The sequence below is a fragment of the Vallitalea sediminicola genome (assembly GCF_054408565.1).
In genome coordinates this window covers 23,952-45,999 of record NZ_BTPT01000039.1, presented here as the reverse complement: position 1 = coordinate 45,999, position 22,048 = coordinate 23,952, and the positions used below count along the sequence as shown (strand labels likewise).

Below are 22,048 nucleotides of genomic sequence, written 5' to 3'. Positions count from 1 at the left end.
GAGGTTTCAGAATGGATGGAATTAGTTTTGAACAAAATAGAAAACTTGATGTTATAGCAATAGGTAGAATTGGTATTGATTTTTTTCCGAATGAATATAATTGTCCATTAGAAGAAACAAAAACATTTACTAAAACTGTGGGAGGATCTCCAGCCAATATTGCAGTTGCTACATCAAGATACGGCATGAAAACTGGATTTATCGGCAGAGTTGCAGATGATGCATTTGGGAGATTTGCCATAAAATATTTACAAGGAAAAAACATTAATACTGAAGGATTAGTTGTAGATAAATCTGATAACAAAATGGGCCTTGCTTATGTGGAAATAGTAAGTCCAAAAGAAAGCAATATAATAATGTATAGATCTAATGCGGTAGATCTAAAACTTACTATGGAAGATATTTCAGAAGATTATATTAGAAGTTCTAAGGTATTAGTAGTGTCAGGTACAGCTCTAGCAGCATCTCCATCAAGAGAAGCTGTACTCTTAGCCATGAAATTAGCTAGAAAACATAAGACAAGAGTCTTCTTTGATATAGATTATCGCCCATATACATGGAATTCAGAAGAAGAGACAGGTTTGTATTATAGTCTTGCAGCTGAAAAATGTGATGTAATTATTGGTACTAGAGAAGAATTTGATATGCTTGAAAAAATAGATTTACCAGATAATAAAGATGATAAAGTAAGTTCTAATCATTGGTTTGAACATAATGCTAAAATAGTCATCGTGAAACATGGAAAAGATGGCTCTATAGCATATTTGAAAAATGGTGAAGAAAAGCAAGGTGAAGTATTCCCTGTTAAGCCACTAAAAACTCAAGGTGCTGGTGATTCTTATGCTGGAGGAGTAATTAGTTCATTGATAAAGGGTAAAAGTATTACTGAAGCTATGAAATATGGAGCAGGTGCAGCTGCGATAGTTGTAACAAACAATAGTTGTTCTGATGCAATGCCGACAGAAGAAGAGATTACAGACTTTATAAAAAACTATAAAAAGGAGCATTGATATGTTAGTGAATATGAACAATATGCTGCAAACTGCTGTTAAAAATAATCGTATCGTACCAGGGTTCAATGTTTTTGGTTACGAAGATGCAAAAGTAATAATCGAAGTAGCACAAACAATAGGAGCTCCTGTATTATTAATGACAAATAGGGATGCAGCCAATTTTATGCCAGTCAAATATTATGGTGCATTATATAGAAAAATGGCCGAAGAAGCAAATGTTGATGTATGTATCCATTTGGATCACGGGAAAAATGTGGTTGATATTGCAAAAGCTATTCAAGCAGGATATACATCAGTAATGTATGACGGATCAGCTAATCCTATAGAAGAGAATATAAAAAAATCCAAAGATATTTATAGTATTTGTAGCCCTTGTGATGTTTCGCTAGAAGTAGAGGTAGGATGTGTTTCTTACAGTGAACCAGGGCTAAATGTAAGCGAAAAATTAACGGAAGTGAAAGATATTTTGGCTATGTCTAGTGAAGTCAATGTAAATTGTATTGCAGTTGCTGTAGGGAATGTTCATCGTATGACAGAGCAAAAAGCTATAATTGATTTTGAAAGACTAGAAAAAATATCAAAAGCTTGCCCAGTACCATTGGTTATTCATGGGTCAACAGGAATACCTGATGACCAGATAGAAAAGCTAAGATATCACGGTGTTGGTAAAATGAATATAGGAACAGCAGTACGTATGGCTTTTGGTAATACTGTCAGGGATTTTTCTAATGAAAATCCACATATTTTTGATAGAATACAATTATTTCAAAAACCAATGGAAAAAATGAAAAAAGTTGTCACTGAAAAATATCGTTTACTTGGTTGGTAGGAGGTAAAATTGTGAGGAAAGTGGTCGATCTAGATACTATTAAGAATTGCTTTTTTGATGGTATGACTTTGATGGTTGGAGGATTCATGGGCTGTGGAGCACCAGTAACACTTATAGATTATATTCTGGACCTAGGAATTAAAGATATTACACTTATATCAACTGATACAGCAACAGTAGAACGTGGTGTGGGTAAATTAATTGTTGCAAAAAGAGTTAAGAAATTATTTGCTTCACATATTGGACTTAATCCTGAAACTGGAAATCAAATGAATGAAGGAACAATGGAAGTTGAACTTGTGCCTCAAGGAACTTTAGCAGAAAGAATTAGATCAGGTGGTGCAGGGCTTGGAGGTGTATTAACGCCAACAGGTATTGGAACTATAGTTGAAGAAGGAAAGCAAGTATTAGAAATAGATGGTAAAAAATATATACTAGAAAAAAATCTAAAAGCGGATGTATCTTTGATTAGAGGAAGTATTACTGATGTCTATGGGAATACCATTTATAGAGGTACAACTAATAATTTTAATCAAGTAATGGCAACAGCAGGTACAACTGTTATTGTTGAAGCAGAAAAAGTGGTTCATGGGGGAACATTATCTCCAGAATGTATAAGTACACCAAGTATATATGTGGATTATATTATTAGAGGAGGTAACAGAAAATATGTCTATTAATGATATGAAAAAACGTATTGCAAAACGTGTTGCCCTTGAGTTGAATGATGGAGATGTGGTTAATCTAGGAATAGGTCTACCGACTAAGGTGGCTAATTATATTCCCAGTGGTGTTGAAGTGTTCTTTCAATCTGAAAATGGAATGTTATGTATGGGAAGTATTCCTGAAGAAGGTGAGGAATCTTTTGATATAGTTGATGCGGGAGGCCAGTATTCCACATTATTACCACATGGAGCATCTTTTGATAGTACAAGTTCATTTACTATGATTCGTGGTGGGCATGTAGATGTATGTGTTTTAGGTACATTACAAGTTGATGAAGAAGGTAACTTGGCTAATTGGATAATACCAGGTAAAATTGTTCCGGGCATGGGTGGAGCAATGGATTTGGTCACTGGAGCGAAGAAAGTCATTATAGCTACAACTCACACTAATAAAGGGAAACCTAAAATCTTAAAAAAATGTACTTTACCCTTAACTGCAGTAGGGCAGGTTGATACTATAATTACAGAATTAGCTGTAATACAAGTAACTGAAAATGGATTAGTATTACAAGAAATAAGTCATGATACTACAGTTGAAGAAGTAATAGAATTAACAGAAGCAGAATTGACAGTTAGTGAAGATATTAAAGTATGGAAGGATGAATAATATGAATTCTGTTGTTATATTATCTGCCGTAAGAACAGCTGTAGGAAACTACGGTGGAGCATTGCAAAATACTGGTGCTGTAAAATTAGGAGAAATAGTTATAAAAGAAGCAATCAAAAGAGCCAAAATATCAAATGAAGAAATTGATGAAGTATTATTTGGTTGTGTATTACAAGCTGGTTTAGGACAAAATGTCGCTAGACAGGCAGCTATTAATGCAGGGATACCTGAAGAGATACCTGGTATGACAATAAATAAAGTTTGTGGTTCTGGATTAAGAACGGTTAGCTTAGGAGCTCAAACTGTTGTTGCTGGAGATAATAATATTGTTGTTACAGGTGGAACAGAGAATATGAGCGCTTCTCCATATATATTAGATAGAGCTAGATTCGGTTATCGAATGGGTAATGCAAATATGGTGGACATGCTGATAAAAGATGGATTATGGGATGCATTCAATGATTATCATATGGGTGTTACAGCTGAAAATATTGCAGAAGAATATAATTATACTAGGGAACAACAAGATGAATTTGCAGTAAAATCTCAAAATAAAGCAGAGAAAGCCCAAAAAACAGGTCGTTTCAAAGATGAAATCATTCCTATTGAGTTAGTTGGTCGTAAAGGCAAAACAACTATTTTTGAAAATGATGAATTTGTTAGATTTGGTGTGACTAATGAACACTTAGCTAAATTAAGACCTGCTTTTAAGAAAAATGGTACTGTCACAGCTGGAAATGCTTCTGGTATAAATGATGGAGCGGCTGCGATAGTTGTAGCAAATGAAGAATATGCGTTGGAAAACAAATTGCAACCAATTGCTAGAATATTAAGCTATGCTTCAGTTGGAGTAGATCCAAAAATAATGGGACTTGGACCTGTGAATGCTGTAAAAAAAGCATTAGAAAAAGCGAATCTATCTGTAGATGATATAGGGTTATTTGAATTAAACGAAGCTTTTGCTGCCCAATCTCTAGGGGTGTTGGAACAATTAGGTATACAAGAAGAAAAGGTAAATATAAATGGTGGTTCTATAGCGATAGGACATCCTATTGGAGCTTCGGGTGCAAGAATATTAGTGACATTATTACATGAAATGGTCAAAAGTAAAGTTAGATATGGTGTTGCGGCTCTGTGTATTGGCGGTGGCATGGGAACATCAATCATTGTTGAAAATATGAATATATAAAAAAATATATAACTGGCTGCAAAATACATTTCACGATAGTATGTATTTTGACAGCCTTTTTTTGTTGCAGAATAGTTGGATTTAATGATTTTTATTTGCCTTTGATATAGTAGATTGATGAAAAAGTGTTGCCAGATTAATATTTTTATAATATACTCTTAACTAATAAAGATTGCAGATATTAACAATACTATATGAAAAGGAGGCGTTGTTATGTTAGGAGATAGTAAATATACAAAAGAAGATATAATCAAAATTACACATGAAGAGGATATCAAATTCATTAGACTACAATTTGTAGATATTCTAGGTACGCTTAAAAATGTAGCTATTACAGATGAACAACTTGAAAAAGCATTAGACAATCAAATATTGATTGATGGTTCATCAATAGAAGGATTTGTTAGAATGGAAGAATCTGATATGTATCTAAAACCAGATTTAGATACTTTTGAGATATTTCCTTGGAGACCTCATCAAGGTAAAGTAGGTAGAATGATATGTGATATATATAATCTTGACGGTACTCCTTTTCAGGGTGATCCTAGATATGTTCTCAAGAAAGTTATAAAAGAAGCAGCAGATATGGGGTATGATTTTAACGTAGGTCCAGAATTTGAATTTTTCTTATTTCAGATTGATGAAAATGGTTATCCTACTACCACTACCCATGATAATGCAGGATATTTTGATTTGGGACCAATTGACTTAGGTGAAAATGTGAGAAGAGACATAGTACTTACACTTGAAGAAATGGGATTCGATATTCAGACATCACATCATGAAGTAGCCCCTGGACAACATGAAATAGATTTTAAATATAGTGATGCACTTAGGTCGGCAGATAATATTGTTACTTTTAAATTAGTAGTAAAAGTTATAGCAAGAAAACATGGTCTACATGCTACTTTTATGCCTAAGCCTATCTTTGGAATAAGTGGTTCAGGAATGCATTGCAACTTGCTTATGTATAATGAAGATGGCAGGAACATATTCTATGATGAAAAAGATGAACTTAACTTATCAAAAGAAGCATATTATTTTATTGGTGGATTATTAGAACATGCAAAAGCTTTAACAGCTGTAACTAATCCTACAGTTAACTCTTACAAAAGGTTAGTATCTGGATTTGAAGCTCCAGTTAGAATAGGTTGGTCAACTATTAATGCTAGTCCTCTTATTAGAGTTCCAAGAGGTAGAAATAAGAATTCTTTAATTGAACTAAGAAGTCCAGATCCTTCATGTAATCCTTATTTGGCAGTAGCAGCAATGTTGAAAGCTGGACTTGATGGTATCAAGAATAAAATAGAACCACCAAAAATGATGGAGAAGAAAGAGTTAAGTAAAGTATTAGATACACTAGATGTGGAATCAACAATTCCAAGTACCTTGAAAGAAGCATTAATAGATCTGTCAAAAGATGAAATTATAAAAGAAGCATTAGGTGATGTTTACGAAAGATACATGAAGGCAAAAAGTCTAGAATGGGATGAATATATATCAATGGTTCATTCATGGGAAGTTGAAAAATATATTTCAAGATATTAGAAAATATTTCATAGCTGAGTAAAAGGATGTTTTGTGTATGGGAGCTAGAATTATAGTAGGATCCTCTAACAAAAAAATATTGAAGCAATTATCACACTTCCTTAATGAAAATGGATATAATGTAGTAGGTGAAACAACTGACGGGTATGATATTCTAAGAAGAATACATACTGTTTATCCAGATATATGTATTATGGATTTCAATATGAAAGGGTTAAATGGCCATGACGTAAGTGAAGTGTTGGTAGCAGATAATGTATGTCCAATAGTTACGATAATTGGTTCATCTGAGTTGCATTATTTTACTAACTTAAGAAATGAACCCATATTCAGTTTGCTAGTTAAGCCAATTAATAAAGATTCTCTAGTCAATAGTATTGATTTATTAGTTAAAACATCAAAAAGTATAACTAAATTAAAAAAAGAGGTCAGTACTCTTAAAAAGAAACAAGAGGATAAACAATTAATCAATAAGGCTAAAGAAATACTTATGGAACATAGTGGACTAACAGAAGAAGAAGCACATAGAAAAATCCAAAAGCTTAGTATGAATAAAGGTATATCCAAAAAATTAGTAGCTTATGAAATTATTAATAAATACAAATAATATAAAAGAAAATTCTGAAAAATAATTTTTGGCTATTTAATACTTGCATTATTGTATATTCTGTGTTATATTATATATAAATATATGTGGACGATGGAGTCCAATATTAATTTAACTTTTAGAGCAATGGCGTTCTTAGGGAGTTCCCTTAGTAACGCTTTTTTTATTACATTTTTATATAAAAAGTATAGTTTTATGCTCTGATAGCTTAATAAATATTAGTTTTTACACTGGAAAATTAGTTTAATAATGCAAGATAGATACCAACGATAAATATAAAAAATATAAAAATTATAGTATTAATAGGAGGACATAATATGAGTATTAACGATTTATTCGGAACAAATGTATTTAGTGATGCAGTTATGAAAGAAAGATTACCAAAAGAAATATATAAGTCACTTAAAAGGACAATAGAGCTTGGGGAACCACTTGAGAAAACAACAGCTGAAGTAATTGCAAATGCTATGAAAGATTGGGCTATTGAAAAAGGTGCAACTCATTACACACATTGGTTCCAACCAATGACAGGAAAAACAGCTGAAAAGCATGACTCTTTTATATCATTAACTCCCGATGGAAGAGCTACTATGGAATTTTCTGGTAAGGAATTAATTCAAGGAGAGCCAGACGCTTCCTCTTTTCCTAATGGAGGACTTAGAGCTACATTTGAAGCAAGAGGATATACAGCTTGGGACGCAACATCACCAGCATTTTTAAAAGAAGATTCAGCAGGTGTAACACTATGTATACCAACTGCTTTCTATTCTTATACTGGTGAAGCTCTTGATAAAAAAACACCATTACTACGTTCAATGGAATCTATATCTAAACAAGCAATGCGTGTGTTAAAATTATTGGGAGATACAACTACCAAAAAAGTTATAACTACAGTGGGTGCGGAACAAGAATATTTTCTAGTAGATAAAAAATATTATCAAGCTAGAAAAGACTTAATATTTACTGGAAGAACATTATTTGGTGCAATGCCTCCAAAAGGTCAAGAGTTGGATGATCATTATTTTGGAAGTATAAAAGAAAGAATAGCTAATTTTATGAGAGAATTAGACATTGAACTCTGGAAATTAGGAGTATCAGCAAAGACTAAGCATAATGAAGTAGCTCCAGCCCAATTCGAATTAGCACCAATATTCTCAACTACAAATATTGCAACAGACCATAACCAATTAATGATGGAAATCATTCAAAAAGTTGCGATTAGACATGATCTAGTATGTCTATTGCATGAAAAACCATTTGCTGGAGTTAATGGTTCTGGTAAACATAATAACTGGTCATTAGCTACTGATGATGGTATTAACTTATTGAATCCAGGAAAAACACCTGAAGAAAATGCAAGATTCTTACTTTTCTTATCAATAATTATAGCAGCAGTTGATGAATATGCTCCGTTACTAAGATTATCAGCAGCTAATCCTGGTAATGATCATAGACTTGGAGCGAATGAAGCTCCACCAGCTATAATATCAGTATTCTTAGGTGATAAATTAACTAAGATTATGGAGCAAATAGAAGCAGGAGACCTTAATATAGAAAAACAAGTAGAATTACTTGAAGTAGGTGTTTCTACACTTCCAAAACTTCCAAAAGATTCTACTGATAGAAATAGAACATCACCATTCGCATTTACTGGTAATAGATTCGAATTCAGAATGTGTCCTTCATCAGCATCAATTGCTGGACCTAACATTGTTCTTAATACAATTGTTGCTGAGTATATTAGAAGAGTGGCTGATGAATTAGAAAAAGCTGATGATTTTAATGAATCTCTTAAAAAAGTAATTGTTAGATTAATTAAAGACCATAAGAGAATCATATTTGATGGAGACGGATATTCTAATGATTGGATTGAAGAAGCAGCTAGAAGAGGACTTCCTAACCTTTCATCAACAGTTGAAGCGTATACTTACTTTGATAAACCAGAAGCTCTTGAATTATTTGAAAGACATGGTGTTTTCACAAAAGGTGAAGTAGTATCAAGAAAAGAGATTGTTTTTGAAGAATATGCCAAAATAATCAATATTGAAGGACTTACAATGTCTCAAATGGTTAAGAAACAAATTATTCCTGCATGTATCAATTACATGACTGGTGTTGCTGAATCTATCAGCAAGGTTAAGAGCGTTTGCCCTTCAGTAGATGTATCCGTTCAAGAAGAAATTGTTAATAAGATTTCAAAACTATTATTTGATGTAAGAGTAAAAGTTGCTGACCTAAATAAAGCAATTGAAGAAGCTAAAAGCATTAGCAATATTGAAAGTATGGCATTTGCCTATAGAGAAAAAGTATTTACAGCTATGGCAGAGTTAAGAAAACCATGTGATGAGCTTGAGAAGATAGTTTCAGAAGAAGCATGGCCATACCCAACATATGATGAGTTATTGTTTAGAGTTTAGTTTTATTAGTTACATTTAATTATGGTAATAATATACTCCTTAATGTAAATATATTATACTAGCTTAACCATGAAGAAAGCTGTTACAGCAACTTCATGGTTTTTCTATTTTTCTATTTTTATTAAACATTTGTTTATAATTGAAAGGTCTGTTATAATATTAAATAATCTATAAGATTAAACATATTGTTGAGGTGGAAAATAATGATTGTTACTATAGCACTTAATCCTTCGATTAACAAATTGGCAGTTATTGATGGGTTAGAAGTGGATGGTGAAAACAAAGTACAGGATTATCGTATAAGTCTTGGAGAGAGCCCGATATATACAGCGTATATAATAAAGTTACTTCAAGGTGAACCATATGTATTAGGATTTTTAGGAGGAATGGGCGGAAGGTTCATTCATAATGTAATGCAGAAAAACAGAATAAAATCTGATTTTGTATTTAACATGGGTGAAAGTAAATCCATATACAGAATTGTAGATTCAGTTAATGGAACTAAGACAGCATTACTGGATGATAATATGATAGTAGATGAGAGAGATAAGAAGAATCTAAAACACAAACTTCAAAATAAGATAAAAGATGCTAAAGTAATGGTTTTAGGTGGAGATTTACCAAGAGGTGCAGATTTTAACTTGATTGAAGATATAAGTGAAGTCGCTAAAAAACACGATATAAAGGTTATATCAGCATTGGAAGGACAAAGTCTTCGTAAATCATTAAATCTTAATCCTTATGCATTAAAGATAAGTGATAAGAATATTTCGGATTTAGTAAATATAGATACGTTGACATATGATAAGTACTATGTAATAAAAGAGCTATATAAGATTCTTATATCTAATAATATTCATTACATGTTGTATGATTCTAGTGAGGGTCTATATGTACTTTCAAAAAGCAAAATCTGTAAAGTAATACTTAGTGAAGTTCCAGAAATATCAGACGGTATTGGTGCAAGTAATTCCATGGTTGGAGCCCTTGCGGTTTCTATAGAAAGAAAATATGAACAAGAAAAGATAGCAAAACTTGTTATGGCAAGTAGCATTGCTGTGAAAAATTCAAAATATCCTACTATATGCAATAGAAAAGATATAGACTATTATAATAATAAGGTAAAAATTGTTGAAATAATGAATAGAAAGAAAGGTTTTATAGAATAAAATATAATTGGTTGAATATGAAAATAAAAATATCGCAGTAATATCATATATATGACGGTATTATACAGAGATACTAAGATGTATTGAGACGATGCGTCGAAAGAAGTGATTTTCTATATTCATTTGCGATATATTTATATAGAATACCTGTTTTAAGTAATATATAATGATGATAAGGCATGAAACTACAATATGTATTGTGAGAGAAAAAAATAAGTACTATATATTGTGGAAATACTAAAGATGTTTCTAGGAAGCTAGGAGATAGTTTAGACATGTCTATGAGATTATATTACAGAAAGCGGGGATGTTATTATGAAGAAATACCTAAAAGGAACAAGACAAATTATAACTGAGAATAATCTAAGTATTAACCTAGAGTATTATTTAATCGAATCTACATACTACGATAAAGATGAAACGAAAGTTGCATATGGTGTTGAAATACTTAAGAGAGATAATTATAATTATCTAGAATCAGATATTGTTTCTAAGGTGACTGATAGCAAAGATAAAATTATAACTATAATTAATAAACTTATAGCTAATATAGTAACCCCTGTGGGTATGGTTTATGCAGTTGATGAATTATTTTAAATATAAAAGCAAGCCTTATAGTATGGGCTTGCTTTTAATCATTCATTATCAGTTTTTATATGATTCTGCTTGAACGAGTTAGGAGTCATTCCACTAATCTGTTTAAATATCTTACTAAAATGACTCTGAGTTGTATAGCCTAATATTGCTGATATCTCAACTAAGGATAAATTAGTGAAGAGAAGTAAATGTTTAGCTTTTTTTATTCTATTTAGATGAATATATTTCGTGAAACTTATTCCTACTTCTTTGTTGAAAGTTCTTGATAAATAACTGCTGTTAGCGTTAACGTAACTAGCAACATCCGTTAAGGTAAAGGTAGTACAAAGATTATCATTAATATATTTAATTACTTCCTTAGTTAACGAGGAGTAACTGTTTTTATTGGAAGATAGGCTGTTTTTTATCTGAATCATGAAATCAAGTATCATTATAGCATTCAGATTCAGCAAAGATTCTTCGTCAATTAGAGATTCAATTTTATTAATATAAAGGTCGCTAAGAAAATATGCATAATTTTCTTCTAAACCTGTTTCAATAACCATTCTAGTTATAAGTGTACAACTACAAATCAAATTGTTTTTAAGAGATCTGATTGAGTTGTTTTGACATAAGACGGAGGGAGGGTAAGTACTATACTCATATCCAACTTTTTCTATTTCATCTAAATTACCAGTAATAATAGCCTGATAAAGCCGCTTTTCCAGTTCATAAGGATAATGAGAATAGTTAATAGAATCATTTTTGGATTCTTGGTATAAGTATTCTTCTTTCTTGGACATATCAGTTATTTTGAGTGAGTTGAAAATCTGACTAAAATCCATATTACCGATAAACACAAAATCCCCTCCAAAAAGTAAAATATACGAAAAAAATAGTAAATAAAATGATATACATTATATAGAAAAATCTTTACAATATAATCAATATCAATCAATAATATCATTATATCAGATAAAAAGGTAAATAAGTAGGTGAAATTAGGAGGAGATTGTATGCAAGAAAAGATTAATAAGCTTCTATCAGAATTGACACTAGAAGAAAAAGCTTCTTTATGCTCAGGTAAGGATTTCTGGACCACCGAGTCAGTTGAAAGATTAGGTATACCTTCAATCATGGTAACAGATGGACCTCATGGATTAAGAAAACAAGCAGGTGATTCAGATCATCTAGGAGTCAATACTTCTGTACCAGCAACTTGTTTTCCTTCAGGGGTTGGATTAGCCTCTTCATGGGATAGAGATTTAGTTGAGAAAGTAGGGATTGCATTAGGTGAAGAGACGCAGACAGAGAATGTATCGGTTCTATTAGGTCCAGCTGTAAATATCAAACGTTCACCACTATGTGGTAGAAATTTTGAATATTTTTCAGAAGACCCTTATTTATCATCTCAAATAGCTAAACATCATATATTAGGAGTTCAAAGTCAAGGGGTAGGAACATCCATTAAACATTTTGCAGCGAACAACCAAGAGTACAAAAGAATGAGTGTAGATACTTTGGTTGACGAAAGAACTTTAAGAGAAATATATCTTGCAAGTTTTGAAACTGCTATAAAAGAAGCAAAACCATGGACGGTTATGTGTGCGTACAATAAATTAAATGGGACTTATTGTGCTGATAATTATAAGTTATTAACAGAGGTCCTTAGAAATGACTGGGGTTATGAAGGTCTGGTAGTCTCTGATTGGGGAGCAGAAGATGATAGAGTAGAAGGAATCAAAGCAGGTATGGATTTGGAGATGCCTGGTAACGGGGGACTTAATGATAAAAAAATTGTTGAAGCAGTTAGAAATGGTAATCTAGATGAAAAAGATTTAGATAAAGTTGTCAAGAGAATATTGGAACTAGTTTTTAAAGGAATAGAAAATACAAGAGATATGAAGTTTGATAAAAAAGAACATGATTCATTAGCAAGGAAAGTTGCTTCAGAATGTATGGTACTTCTCAAAAATAATAATAAAATACTTCCACTTGATATAAATCAAAAAGTTGCTGTAGTTGGTGGATTAGCCAGTAATTCAAGGTACCAAGGTGGAGGGAGTTCGCATATCAATCCTACATTTTTACACAATGCATTAGAAGAAATGGAGAAGATAGGAACAATAAGTTTCGCTAAGGGATATGATATTGATGTTGATGAATCTAATGAGGAACTAGAAAATGAGGCAGTCAGGTTAGCAACAGAGAATGAAGTGGTAGTAGTATTTGTTGGTCTTCCTGATAGATATGAATCTGAAGGATATGACAGAAGACATATGCAAATGCCTAAGAACCAAATTCATTTAATTGAGGAACTTAGCAAAGCTAATGATAATATTGTAGTAGTATTATCTAATGGTTCTCCTATAGAAATGCCTTGGATAAATAGTGTGAAAGCAGTATTAGAAGGATATCTAGGAGGTCAAGCAGGAGGAGGAGCTGTCGCTGATATATTATATGGCGTAGTAAATCCATCTGGTAAATTAGCAGAAACTTTTCCAATTAGGCTAAATCATAACCCATCATCATTGAATTATCCAGGCAAAGAAAATAAGGTTTGCTATAAGGAAGGTTTATTTGTAGGGTACAGATATTATGATGCAAAAGATATGGATACTCTATTTCCATTTGGACATGGACTAAGTTATACCACTTTTGAATATACTGATATTGAAGTAAACAAAAATAAAATACAAGATTCAGAAAATGTGGAAGTTACTGTAACGGTTAAAAATACTGGGGATACAGCTGGAAAAGAAGTTGTTCAATTATATGTAAGAGATATTGAATCATCAGTAATAAGACCAATAAAAGAATTAAAGGAATTTGCTAAGGTTGAATTATCACCAGGTGAAGAAAAGAAAGTAAAATTTATATTGAATAAACGTTCTTTTGCTTATTATAATGTAGATATTACAGAATGGTATGTAGAAACAGGTGAATTCCAATTATTAGTAGGTTCTTCAGCAATAAATATATTTCTTAAAACAACTATTACAGTTAACTCAACTAGAAAAATCAAGAAAGTATTTGATAGAAGTTCAACATTCGTAGAGATAGCCAAACATCCTGTGGGTGCAATGATAGTAAAACAAATCACTGAGAATATGAAACAAATGTTCAATGATACAGATATATTTAATGAAAATGCAATAGAGGAAATGGCAGCGACTAATACTCTAAAATCACTTATAACATTTGGTGCTATGAATGAAGAAGAATTACAACATCTAATTAGTCAATTGAATTCTTGATATCAATTAATAATAGTGCAGGTCAATCATTATGATTGACTTGTTTTTTATTGTTAAATAAGGTATTAGAATTCTATCATTGACCACTTACTATTTTATTAGATTAATACATCATTTTGTTTGAAATAATAGTCAATAACAAGTATAATCAAATTATACAAATCACAAATTATTTCTTGTTAGAGGAGGTATTTATGAAACGAGTAAAGGTAGTAATAAGTACGGGCTTAGACCCATGGAGAAATCTTTCTATTGAAGAATATTTGGTAAAGAATCTTGAGAAAGATCAATCCGTTTTATATCTATGGAAAAATGACAAGACTGTAGTTATAGGTAAAAACCAGAATCCTTGGAGGGAATGCAATATATCGCTTCTAGAAGATGATAGCGTTAAATTAGCAAGAAGGATAACTGGTGGAGGAGCGGTTTATCATGGTCTTGGAAATCTTAATTTTTCATTTGTAATGAATAAATGTGATTATAACCTAGAAAGACAATTGAAGGTAATCTTAAATATGTGTCAAAAGTTAGGTATATATGGTAAACTCACAGGACGTAATGATTTAACAGTGAATGAAAAAAAATTCTCTGGAAATGCATTTTATCATGGTAAAAGAGTATCATTACATCATGGAACTCTACTTATTAATGAGAATATGAGTAATCTAGCAAAATACCTAAATGTTTCAAAAGAAAAAATAAGTTCAAAGGGTGTAAAATCAGTCAAATCAAGAGTCGCTAATCTTGCAAATTACTATGAAGGTCTAAGTACAGAAATAGTTAGTGATATGTGTATTAAGAGTTTTATTGATGAATATGGACAAGCAAGTGAAGATGTAGTAATAGAAAAAGATCCTATGTGGTTTAATGATGAAGATATTAATATTTTGTATGATAAGAATTCTTCATGGGATTGGAGATATGGTAAAGTAGGCAAATTTCAAGTGATACTTGAAACGAGATTCAATTGGGGAGAAATACAGATTCATATTAATACTAAGAATGCTATAATAGATGAAGTTGCCATATATTCGGATTGTCTAGATCAAGATTTTATTGATGCGTTACCAGCAATTTTTGTAAACGAAAAATATAACTCATCAAATCTAGCTGAAAAATTAAGAAATAAGAAACTATCAGAAGATAGACAAAAGATGGTAGATGATATTGCTGATTGGATAGAGAATAAGAAATTTTAATAATAAATAAGAAGTTTAAGGATGATATAACAAATGGTAGAAAATTATTTGACTATATATGAAGATAATGAAGCTGAATTAGTCCAAAAAAAATCTAGATTCATAGCAACAATCAAACATGTAGAAACTGAAGAAGAAATTAAAGATTTTCTAGAAGAAATAAGGAAAAAATATTGGAATGCAACCCATAATGTTTTTGCTTATAGTATAGGTTTAAAACAACCATTAGAACGTTGTAGCGATGATGGTGAGCCTAGTGGTACTGCAGGAATGCCTATTCTGGAAGTAATTAGAGGCAATAATTTGCGTAATGTAATAGTTGTTGTCACCAGATATTTTGGAGGAACCTTACTTGGTACAGGAGGACTTGTTAGGGCATATAGTGGTAGTGCTAAGTTAGGAATAGAAACAGCTACTATGGAACAAAATATATTGTATCATTTAATGGATATAAAAGTAGATTATACTTTATCAGGTAAAGTACAATATGAGATTTTACAGAATGAATATATTATATATGATACTATTTATCAAGATAATGTCTGTTACAAGGTTTTAGCAGAGTACGATAAAAAAGATACTTTTGAGAAGAAAATGATGGATATAACTAGTGGCTGTGCTATAATTGAAATTAAAGGTCTGTATTATGGCTTTAGTACTAATGAACACATCAAGCTTACTGAAATCAAGAAGTCAGGTGAGGAATGCTAGAATTACTATTTTTACAAGGAAAACTTGGTATAGAGTAGAATATAATATATAAGTTGATTAATTTTTCAATTATAATAAACTAATTTAAATCATTAGGAGGAATTAAAATGACTAAGAAACTAGAAATTTATAAGTGTTCACATTGTGGCAACATAGTTGAGATTTTTGTAGGAAATGGTGCACCCATTGTATGTTGTGGGGAAAAAATGGAGTTGTTAGAAGAACAAACAGCTGATACATCAAAAGAGAAGCATGTACCATACATTGAAGAAACAGAAGAGGGTTATAAAGTAAGAATAGGAGAAAATCAAGCTCATCCAATGATAGAAAAACATTATATCATGTGGATAGAATTAGTTGCAGATTCACATATCTATAGAAAAGAATTAACTCCTGCTGATGAACCAGAAGCTACATTTATAGTTCCAAAAGCAGAGAAAGTTTTTGCAAGAGAATATTGTAATGTTCATGGATTATGGAGAAAAAATTAATATAAATTATTAATGGAATACGGAGGAATTAAAAATGAAATCATTAAAAGGAACAAAAACTGCTGAAAATTTATTGAAAGCTTTTGCTGGAGAATCACAAGCAAGAAATAGATATACATTCTATGCATCAGCCGCTAAAAAAGAAGGATATATTCAAATATCCAATATATTCACTGAAACAGCTGATAATGAAAAAGAACATGCTAAAAGATTCTTTAAATTTTTAAAACAAGATTATAAACATGAGGCTATTGAAATAACTGCAGGTTTCCCTATTACTCTAGGAGATACTAAAGATAATTTGTTAGCCGCAGCTAATGGAGAAAATGAAGAATGGTCAGATCTATATCCAGCTTTTGCTGAAGTAGCAAGAGAAGAAGGATTTGATGCAATTGCAGTTGTATTTGAAAAAGTTGGTTCAGTTGAGAAACATCATGAAGAAAGATATAGAAAATTATTGAGCAATATTGAAAATGATAGTGTCTTCAAGAAGGAAGAAAAAACATTATGGAAATGTGATAACTGTGGTTATATCCATGAAGGAGACAGTGCTCCTAAGGTATGTCCAGCTTGTGCGCATCCACAATCATATTTTGAACTTTTGTGTGATAATTTTTAATAAAGAATTAAATAACTGTTGGACTGTCTTATATGTAAGACAGTCCTTTTGTGAATGTATTAGTTGAACTAATAAAATCAAGGGAAATATTTTAAACTTATTGATTGAAATGGGTATATAGATGTTTATGTTCAATATATAGATTTAACTAATATTTTAATATTGAAGTTAAGCAATTACCATCTAAATTTTTCATAGGTATATTCATTAATCTGGCTATTGTAGGGACTATATCAACTAAAGTAGCGTGCGGGATAGTTGTATTTTTAATTCCGTTACCTTTTGCAAAAAGAAGTGTTCTCATATTAGGATGATTAGGTAAAAAACCATGTTTAGCTACATGTGGTTTGGATAGTTGGGTTCTAGGTACTATTAATTTATTACATATATGATTATTAAATACATACCCATCTTTAGCCTCCAGAACAAACTGAAAATCACCATATAAGCGAAACAATCTATTGGTTTCTTCACTAGTATATACTTGTTTAAGTCCACTCTCGGGGTTAGTCTGTAATTCTAATAGTTGATCATAAACTCTTTTGTATAATTTCTTATCTTCTTTAGGACTGATACATATCTGTGCAGATCCACCACAAGCATTACAGAATGCTTTCCAAGATATAATTTTATCTTTATCATCTGTTATAAGTAATTTTTTATCCTTGAATACTGAATTTATGCATATATAGTTTTTATAATTGTTCATACCATGGTCCCCTAATATTATAAAATCAGTTTGATTATAAATATTAGCTTTTTTTGTAGAGGCAATGAGTCTTGATACTCTAATATCCATATTTTTTAATATTTCTTTTACCTTGCTTGAATTAATACCGAATCTATGAGTAATGTAATCTAACTGAGTAAAATGAACAAATAACAAGTTTGGTTGCTTTTTTAATATAAGATAGTTAGAAATATCGTCTGCAATATCATCTAATGTTGGTTGAACTGAACAACTTAATTTAAAATTTTTTAGTACAGGTAAAATAAGATTCTTACTACTATTTTTTATATATTTACTAATGAAACAGCATGGCCTGACTGGCCATAGTTCTGGTATATTATAATTTATGTGAGCACCAGCCATCACTGGCCATAAAATAGTAGCACAGGTATATTGTTTATTCATCGCATAATCAAATATTGTTGGGACTTTTATGGATTTTTCATACCAGTACCATTCTGGTTTTTTATATCTTTTAGGTTGGCATATTTTATTGGATACAATACCATGTTTATTAGGATATGTACCAGTTATTATGGAAGTATGGCAGGGATATGTCAGGCTAGGATAGATACTATACATATTTCTTACATAAGAACCTTCAGAAACAAATGATTTAAAGGTAGGTAAGTCTTTAATATAATTAAAATCGAGAGAATTTAATGCGTCGATACTAATGACTATAATATATTTATTATGTTTATTCATATGGTACTCCTAAGTTTTTGTTATAATATACAACTATGCTCATATTTTAATTTCGTGTTAAATATATACAAGCAATAAATAGTATATCCATATATGGAAATATTTATAGATATTTAAATAGTTCTTGACAGGGATATACATATCAGTATATAATTTTATAAGAATTTATTTTGAAAGGAAGGTTGTTTTATGATAATTAAATTACATATCACATCAAATAAAAAAGCGAATACCCAATTAAAATCTAAGAATAAAACAACCTGTGTTAGTAAGTAAGAATAGTTAAATATTATAAGTGAATCTTATATAATTATAGTTAGCTAGCTACAGGTATATATAACTGTGGCTATTATTATGCCTTATTATAAGAAAGGCTTAATTTGATGTTATGTAATATTGGTTTGTTAAAATATGAATCATTACTATGACTATAAATTATGCATACCTTGTGAAGATATAAAGCCGTGGAACGTTAATAACGTAAACATGGCTTTTTTTTTATCTTATAGCAGCTATATATGGATTTAATTATAAAATGACTATGATAAAAACTGATACAGACAAAAGGAGAAATAGGATTATGAATAGGTTGAAAAAATTATTATCACCATATCTAGGATTAAAAAGAGAGATATATATTATTTTTATTGCAAAAACTGTAAATGCGATGGGAGCTTTTGTTTTTCCATTTCTAACATTATTATTAAATAATAAAATAGGTTTATCAGAAGCGGAAACAGGTGTTTTTATAGCTATAAGCGGGTTGCTATATATGCCTTCAAGTCTAATAGGTGGAAAGTTATCAGATGTTATAGGTAGGAAGAAACTTATAATCATATTTGAGACATTGGGCATATTATGTTATGGTTCTTGTTGCTTTATTCAACCAACTATGTCAATGGCTTATTTACTGTTATTGTCTGGGGTATTATTTGGTATAGCTGGACCAGCTCACGATGCAATGACTGCTGATTTAACTACACCTGAAGAGAGAGAAGGAGCATATTCACTTAATTATTTAGGTTTCAACTTCGGATATGCTATAGCAATGTTGTTTGCTGGAACTTTATTTGAATACAATCTGAAACTGTTTTTTCTATTGGATGTTGTAACTGGTTTAATTGGAGTTACGCTTATAGGATTATTTGTTAGTGAGACACTGCATAATGAGTGTGAAGAGTTGACCGAAGATCGAAAATTAGAACAAAAAGAAGAAGGCTCCATATTGGATGTATTATTATCTAGACCAATACTGATTGCATTTGCATTAGCACTTTTTGGGTATAGATTTGTATATTCTCAATGGTCATTCATGTTACCATTACATGCAAAAAGTAATTTCCCAACGAATGGTGCGGCTTTGTATGGTGCGTTAGGAAGTTTTAATGCAGTGATTGTTGTTGTAATGACACCTATATTGACTTCTTTGTTCAGTAAGAGACCTAATGTAAAGAGAGTATTTTATGCAGGGATTTTATTTACAATAGGGTTTGGAATGTTAGGATTCATTTCAACTAAAGTTGCATTTTTTATTTCAGTATTCATATTTACTCTAGGTGAAATACTTGAAGCTATAAGTGTAATGCCATTTATTATGAATCATACTCCAGCGACTCATAGAGGTAGAATGAGTTCGGTTCTACCTATTATAATGGGAGCGGGTTTTACTGTAGGACCATTAGTCATGGGATATGTTCTTGAAGCAACTAGTTTTTCTGTTGGTTGGAAGTTATGTAGCTTAGTTGTAGGTCTATCTGCATTATGGATGATTAGAATTAATAAAAATGAGATAAAAAGCAGAGTAGGTGATGAAGAGACTGCTGCTTAAGATTGTTAACTAGAATGATTTTGAGGTTGACAATTAGCGTTGGCAAATGTATAATACTAATTAATTAATATTGATAAGGAGATAAAATTATGAAATTACAACTTAGAGAAATGATTATGATTGGTATTTTTGCAGCGTTAATGGTAGTTGGAGCTAAGTTAAGTATACCTACACCTTTTGGTGTGCCTTTAACATTTCAACTGTTTTTCAGTATTTATGCTGGTCTTTTATTAGGAGCAAGAGCAGGGTTTCTATCTCAATTGATATACATATTATTAGGTCTTGTAGGACTTCCAGTATTTACTATGGGAGGAGGGATAGCATATATATTTAATCCAACTTTTGGGTACATTATAGGATTTGCGGTTGCACCATTAATTATAGGATTTTTATTAAACAACAAAAAGGATATTAATTTCATTAAAGTTTTAGGAGTATCTGTAGTTGGGTTTATAGCTATTTACGTAATTGGTAATGTCTATCTTTATTTTATAAAAGATTTATATCTTAATAAACCAACTTCTCTTATTGGTATTTTTAAATCAATGACACCGTTTATGGTAAAAGATTTTATACTAGTCATCATAGCGGCTTATTCTTCAACAATTATAATTCCTACATTGAGAAGATCAGGAGTTATGAGTGGTGTTAGCAAAAACAGTATTTAATAATCATATTAGTTTTGAAATATTTAAATATAGTATATATAATAAATGGAATACAGTGACGATAAAAAATAAAAGCTATCGAATAGCTTTTATTTTTTATACTAATATGTAGTAGCTATTATTGACAACATATAGTACAATATATTTAACTTAAATTAGGAGGTTGTATATGATGAAAAAGTTAACTCTAAATAATGGTGTTGAAATACCACAATTAGGATTTGGAACATTTCGTGCTAAAGATGAAGAAGCTTACAATAATGTAAAATGCGCTCTTGATAATGGCTATCGTCATATTGATACTGCAGCAGCTTATGGTAATGAAGAAAGTGTTGGAAGAGCTATTAAAGATAGTGGAGTAGATAGAAGTGAGATTTTTGTTACAACAAAACTTTGGAATGATAATCAAGGTTATGATGAGACAAAAGCAGCTTTTATAGATTCTTTAAATAAATTACAACTTGATTATATTGATTTATATCTTATACATTGGCCAAAAGGCTATGATAAAGCTCGTGCTTCATGGCGTGCTATGGAAGAGTTATATGAAGAAGGTAAGATTCGTGCTATAGGTGTATCTAATTTCAATATTCATCACTTGGATGATTTAATCAAAGTAGCTAGAATCATGCCGGTAGTAAACCAAGTTGAATGTCATGTTGGTTTACAAAATCGTGTTCTACAAGATTATTGTAAGAAGTTTGGTATCTATCTAGAAGCTTATGCTCCTTTGATGAGTAGCAATATTGGTGAATTATTAAATAATGAACATATGATTGATATTGCTAAGAAATATGGTAAAACTGTTCCACAAGTAGCTATTAGATTTTTGTTGGAAAGAAATATAATTCCGTTACCAAAATCATCTACACCAGAGCGTATTGTATCCAATAAAGATGTATTTGATTTTTTACTTACTAAGGAAGATATGGATATTATTGCTGGGTTGAATAATGGAAGGAAGTTATTTCCTGAGCCTGATAATATTAGTTTTTAGTAGGAATTGAAGAGGTAGATAATTAAATTATATTGGAGTAATGATGTAACCTATAGAATTACATTTTTAGTAAATGTAGTTTTATAGGTTTTTTTATTTTATTTACAGATAATATGCTATAATAAAACAAGTAATGTTAATATTTGAAAGAAAGGGGTTC

The 22,048-nt window shown here is 30.9% G+C and carries 20 protein-coding genes; 18 read left to right on the top strand and 2 right to left on the bottom strand.

Features of this window, described 5'->3' with window-relative positions:
• Positions 1 to 11: 11 nt before the first annotated feature.
• The 10 genes from iolC to ACX6CF_RS16980 all read left to right on the top strand — a co-directional run bounded on the left by iolC (position 12) and on the right by ACX6CF_RS16980 (position 10,701).
• Positions 12 to 1,010, top strand: coding sequence for a 5-dehydro-2-deoxygluconokinase (gene iolC, locus ACX6CF_RS17025; protein WP_458786556.1), 999 nt, complete (start codon positions 12 to 14; stop codon positions 1,008 to 1,010).
• 1 nt (position 1,011) lies between these two features.
• Positions 1,012 to 1,842, top strand: coding sequence for a class II fructose-bisphosphate aldolase (locus ACX6CF_RS17020; RefSeq protein ID WP_458786555.1), 831 nt, complete (start codon positions 1,012 to 1,014; stop codon positions 1,840 to 1,842).
• A gap of 11 nt (positions 1,843 to 1,853) precedes the next feature.
• Positions 1,854 to 2,522 (top strand): CoA transferase subunit A, encoded by a 669-nt coding sequence (locus ACX6CF_RS17015; protein ID WP_458786554.1) that lies wholly within the window; start codon positions 1,854 to 1,856, stop codon positions 2,520 to 2,522.
• Positions 2,512 to 3,174 carry a 3-oxoacid CoA-transferase subunit B gene (locus ACX6CF_RS17010; RefSeq protein ID WP_458786553.1) on the top strand — a complete coding sequence of 221 codons (663 nt, stop codon included), beginning with the start codon at positions 2,512 to 2,514 and terminating at the stop codon, positions 3,172 to 3,174. The genes ACX6CF_RS17015 and ACX6CF_RS17010 overlap by 11 nt, the downstream gene beginning before the upstream one ends.
• Before the next feature lies 1 nt (position 3,175).
• Positions 3,176 to 4,363: an acetyl-CoA C-acetyltransferase gene (locus ACX6CF_RS17005; RefSeq protein WP_458786552.1), complete on the top strand. Its 1,188-nt coding sequence runs from the start codon at positions 3,176 to 3,178 to the stop codon at positions 4,361 to 4,363.
• Positions 4,364 to 4,576: 213 nt separating this feature from the next.
• Positions 4,577 to 5,911 (top strand): type I glutamate--ammonia ligase, encoded by a 1,335-nt coding sequence (gene glnA / locus ACX6CF_RS17000; protein ID WP_458786551.1) that lies wholly within the window; start codon positions 4,577 to 4,579, stop codon positions 5,909 to 5,911.
• Positions 5,912 to 5,948: 37 nt separating this feature from the next.
• Entirely contained in the window at positions 5,949 to 6,518 is a 570-nt protein-coding gene (locus ACX6CF_RS16995; protein WP_458786550.1) for an ANTAR domain-containing response regulator, read from the top strand.
• 317 nt (positions 6,519 to 6,835) lie between these two features.
• Complete coding sequence (locus ACX6CF_RS16990; RefSeq protein ID WP_458786549.1) at positions 6,836 to 8,935, top strand: glutamine synthetase III family protein; 2,100 nt, start codon at positions 6,836 to 6,838, stop codon at positions 8,933 to 8,935.
• A 203-nt stretch (positions 8,936 to 9,138) separates the two neighbouring features.
• Positions 9,139 to 10,104 (top strand): PfkB family carbohydrate kinase, encoded by a 966-nt coding sequence (locus ACX6CF_RS16985; RefSeq protein ID WP_458786548.1) that lies wholly within the window; start codon positions 9,139 to 9,141, stop codon positions 10,102 to 10,104.
• Positions 10,105 to 10,419: 315 nt separating this feature from the next.
• Entirely contained in the window at positions 10,420 to 10,701 is a 282-nt protein-coding gene (locus ACX6CF_RS16980; RefSeq protein WP_458786547.1) for a DUF6514 family protein, read from the top strand.
• Positions 10,702 to 10,739: 38 nt separating this feature from the next.
• Here the strand turns inward: ACX6CF_RS16980 and ACX6CF_RS16975 are convergent, their stop codons facing one another.
• Positions 10,740 to 11,540, bottom strand: coding sequence for a helix-turn-helix domain-containing protein (locus tag ACX6CF_RS16975; RefSeq protein WP_458786546.1), 801 nt, complete (start codon positions 11,538 to 11,540; stop codon positions 10,740 to 10,742).
• A 156-nt stretch (positions 11,541 to 11,696) separates the two neighbouring features.
• Between ACX6CF_RS16975 and ACX6CF_RS16970 the strand changes: the two genes are divergently transcribed.
• The 5 genes from ACX6CF_RS16970 (at position 11,697) to rbr (ending at position 16,957) form a co-directional block, all read left to right on the top strand.
• A complete protein-coding gene (locus ACX6CF_RS16970; RefSeq protein ID WP_458786545.1) occupies positions 11,697 to 13,937 on the top strand; it encodes a glycoside hydrolase family 3 C-terminal domain-containing protein in 2,241 nt (746 codons plus the stop codon).
• Between the two features lie 194 nt (positions 13,938 to 14,131).
• Positions 14,132 to 15,136 carry a lipoate--protein ligase gene (locus ACX6CF_RS16965; protein ID WP_458786544.1) on the top strand — a complete coding sequence of 335 codons (1,005 nt, stop codon included), beginning with the start codon at positions 14,132 to 14,134 and terminating at the stop codon, positions 15,134 to 15,136.
• Between the two features lie 33 nt (positions 15,137 to 15,169).
• The gene (locus ACX6CF_RS16960; protein ID WP_458786543.1) at positions 15,170 to 15,847 is read left to right on the top strand and encodes a YigZ family protein; all 678 of its coding nucleotides are present in this window, start codon (positions 15,170 to 15,172) and stop codon (positions 15,845 to 15,847) included.
• 107 nt (positions 15,848 to 15,954) lie between these two features.
• The gene (locus ACX6CF_RS16955; protein ID WP_458786542.1) at positions 15,955 to 16,338 is read left to right on the top strand and encodes a desulfoferrodoxin; all 384 of its coding nucleotides are present in this window, start codon (positions 15,955 to 15,957) and stop codon (positions 16,336 to 16,338) included.
• Between the two features lie 34 nt (positions 16,339 to 16,372).
• Positions 16,373 to 16,957, top strand: coding sequence for a rubrerythrin (gene rbr, locus ACX6CF_RS16950; RefSeq protein ID WP_458786541.1), 585 nt, complete (start codon positions 16,373 to 16,375; stop codon positions 16,955 to 16,957).
• 148 nt (positions 16,958 to 17,105) lie between these two features.
• On the opposite strand, the gene ACX6CF_RS16945 is transcribed toward rbr, so the two are convergent.
• Entirely contained in the window at positions 17,106 to 18,395 is a 1,290-nt protein-coding gene (locus tag ACX6CF_RS16945) for an alkaline phosphatase family protein (RefSeq protein ID WP_458786540.1), read from the bottom strand.
• Positions 18,396 to 18,975: 580 nt separating this feature from the next.
• On the opposite strand from ACX6CF_RS16945, the gene ACX6CF_RS16940 reads away from it, so the two are divergent.
• The 3 genes from ACX6CF_RS16940 to ACX6CF_RS16930 all read left to right on the top strand — a co-directional run bounded on the left by ACX6CF_RS16940 (position 18,976) and on the right by ACX6CF_RS16930 (position 21,888).
• Positions 18,976 to 20,223 (top strand): MFS transporter, encoded by a 1,248-nt coding sequence (locus tag ACX6CF_RS16940; RefSeq protein WP_458786539.1) that lies wholly within the window; start codon positions 18,976 to 18,978, stop codon positions 20,221 to 20,223.
• A gap of 89 nt (positions 20,224 to 20,312) precedes the next feature.
• The gene (locus ACX6CF_RS16935; RefSeq protein WP_458786538.1) at positions 20,313 to 20,891 is read left to right on the top strand and encodes a biotin transporter BioY; all 579 of its coding nucleotides are present in this window, start codon (positions 20,313 to 20,315) and stop codon (positions 20,889 to 20,891) included.
• 169 nt (positions 20,892 to 21,060) lie between these two features.
• Positions 21,061 to 21,888 (top strand): aldo/keto reductase, encoded by an 828-nt coding sequence (locus tag ACX6CF_RS16930; RefSeq protein ID WP_458786537.1) that lies wholly within the window; start codon positions 21,061 to 21,063, stop codon positions 21,886 to 21,888.
• The last annotated feature ends 160 nt before the right edge of the window (positions 21,889 to 22,048 follow it).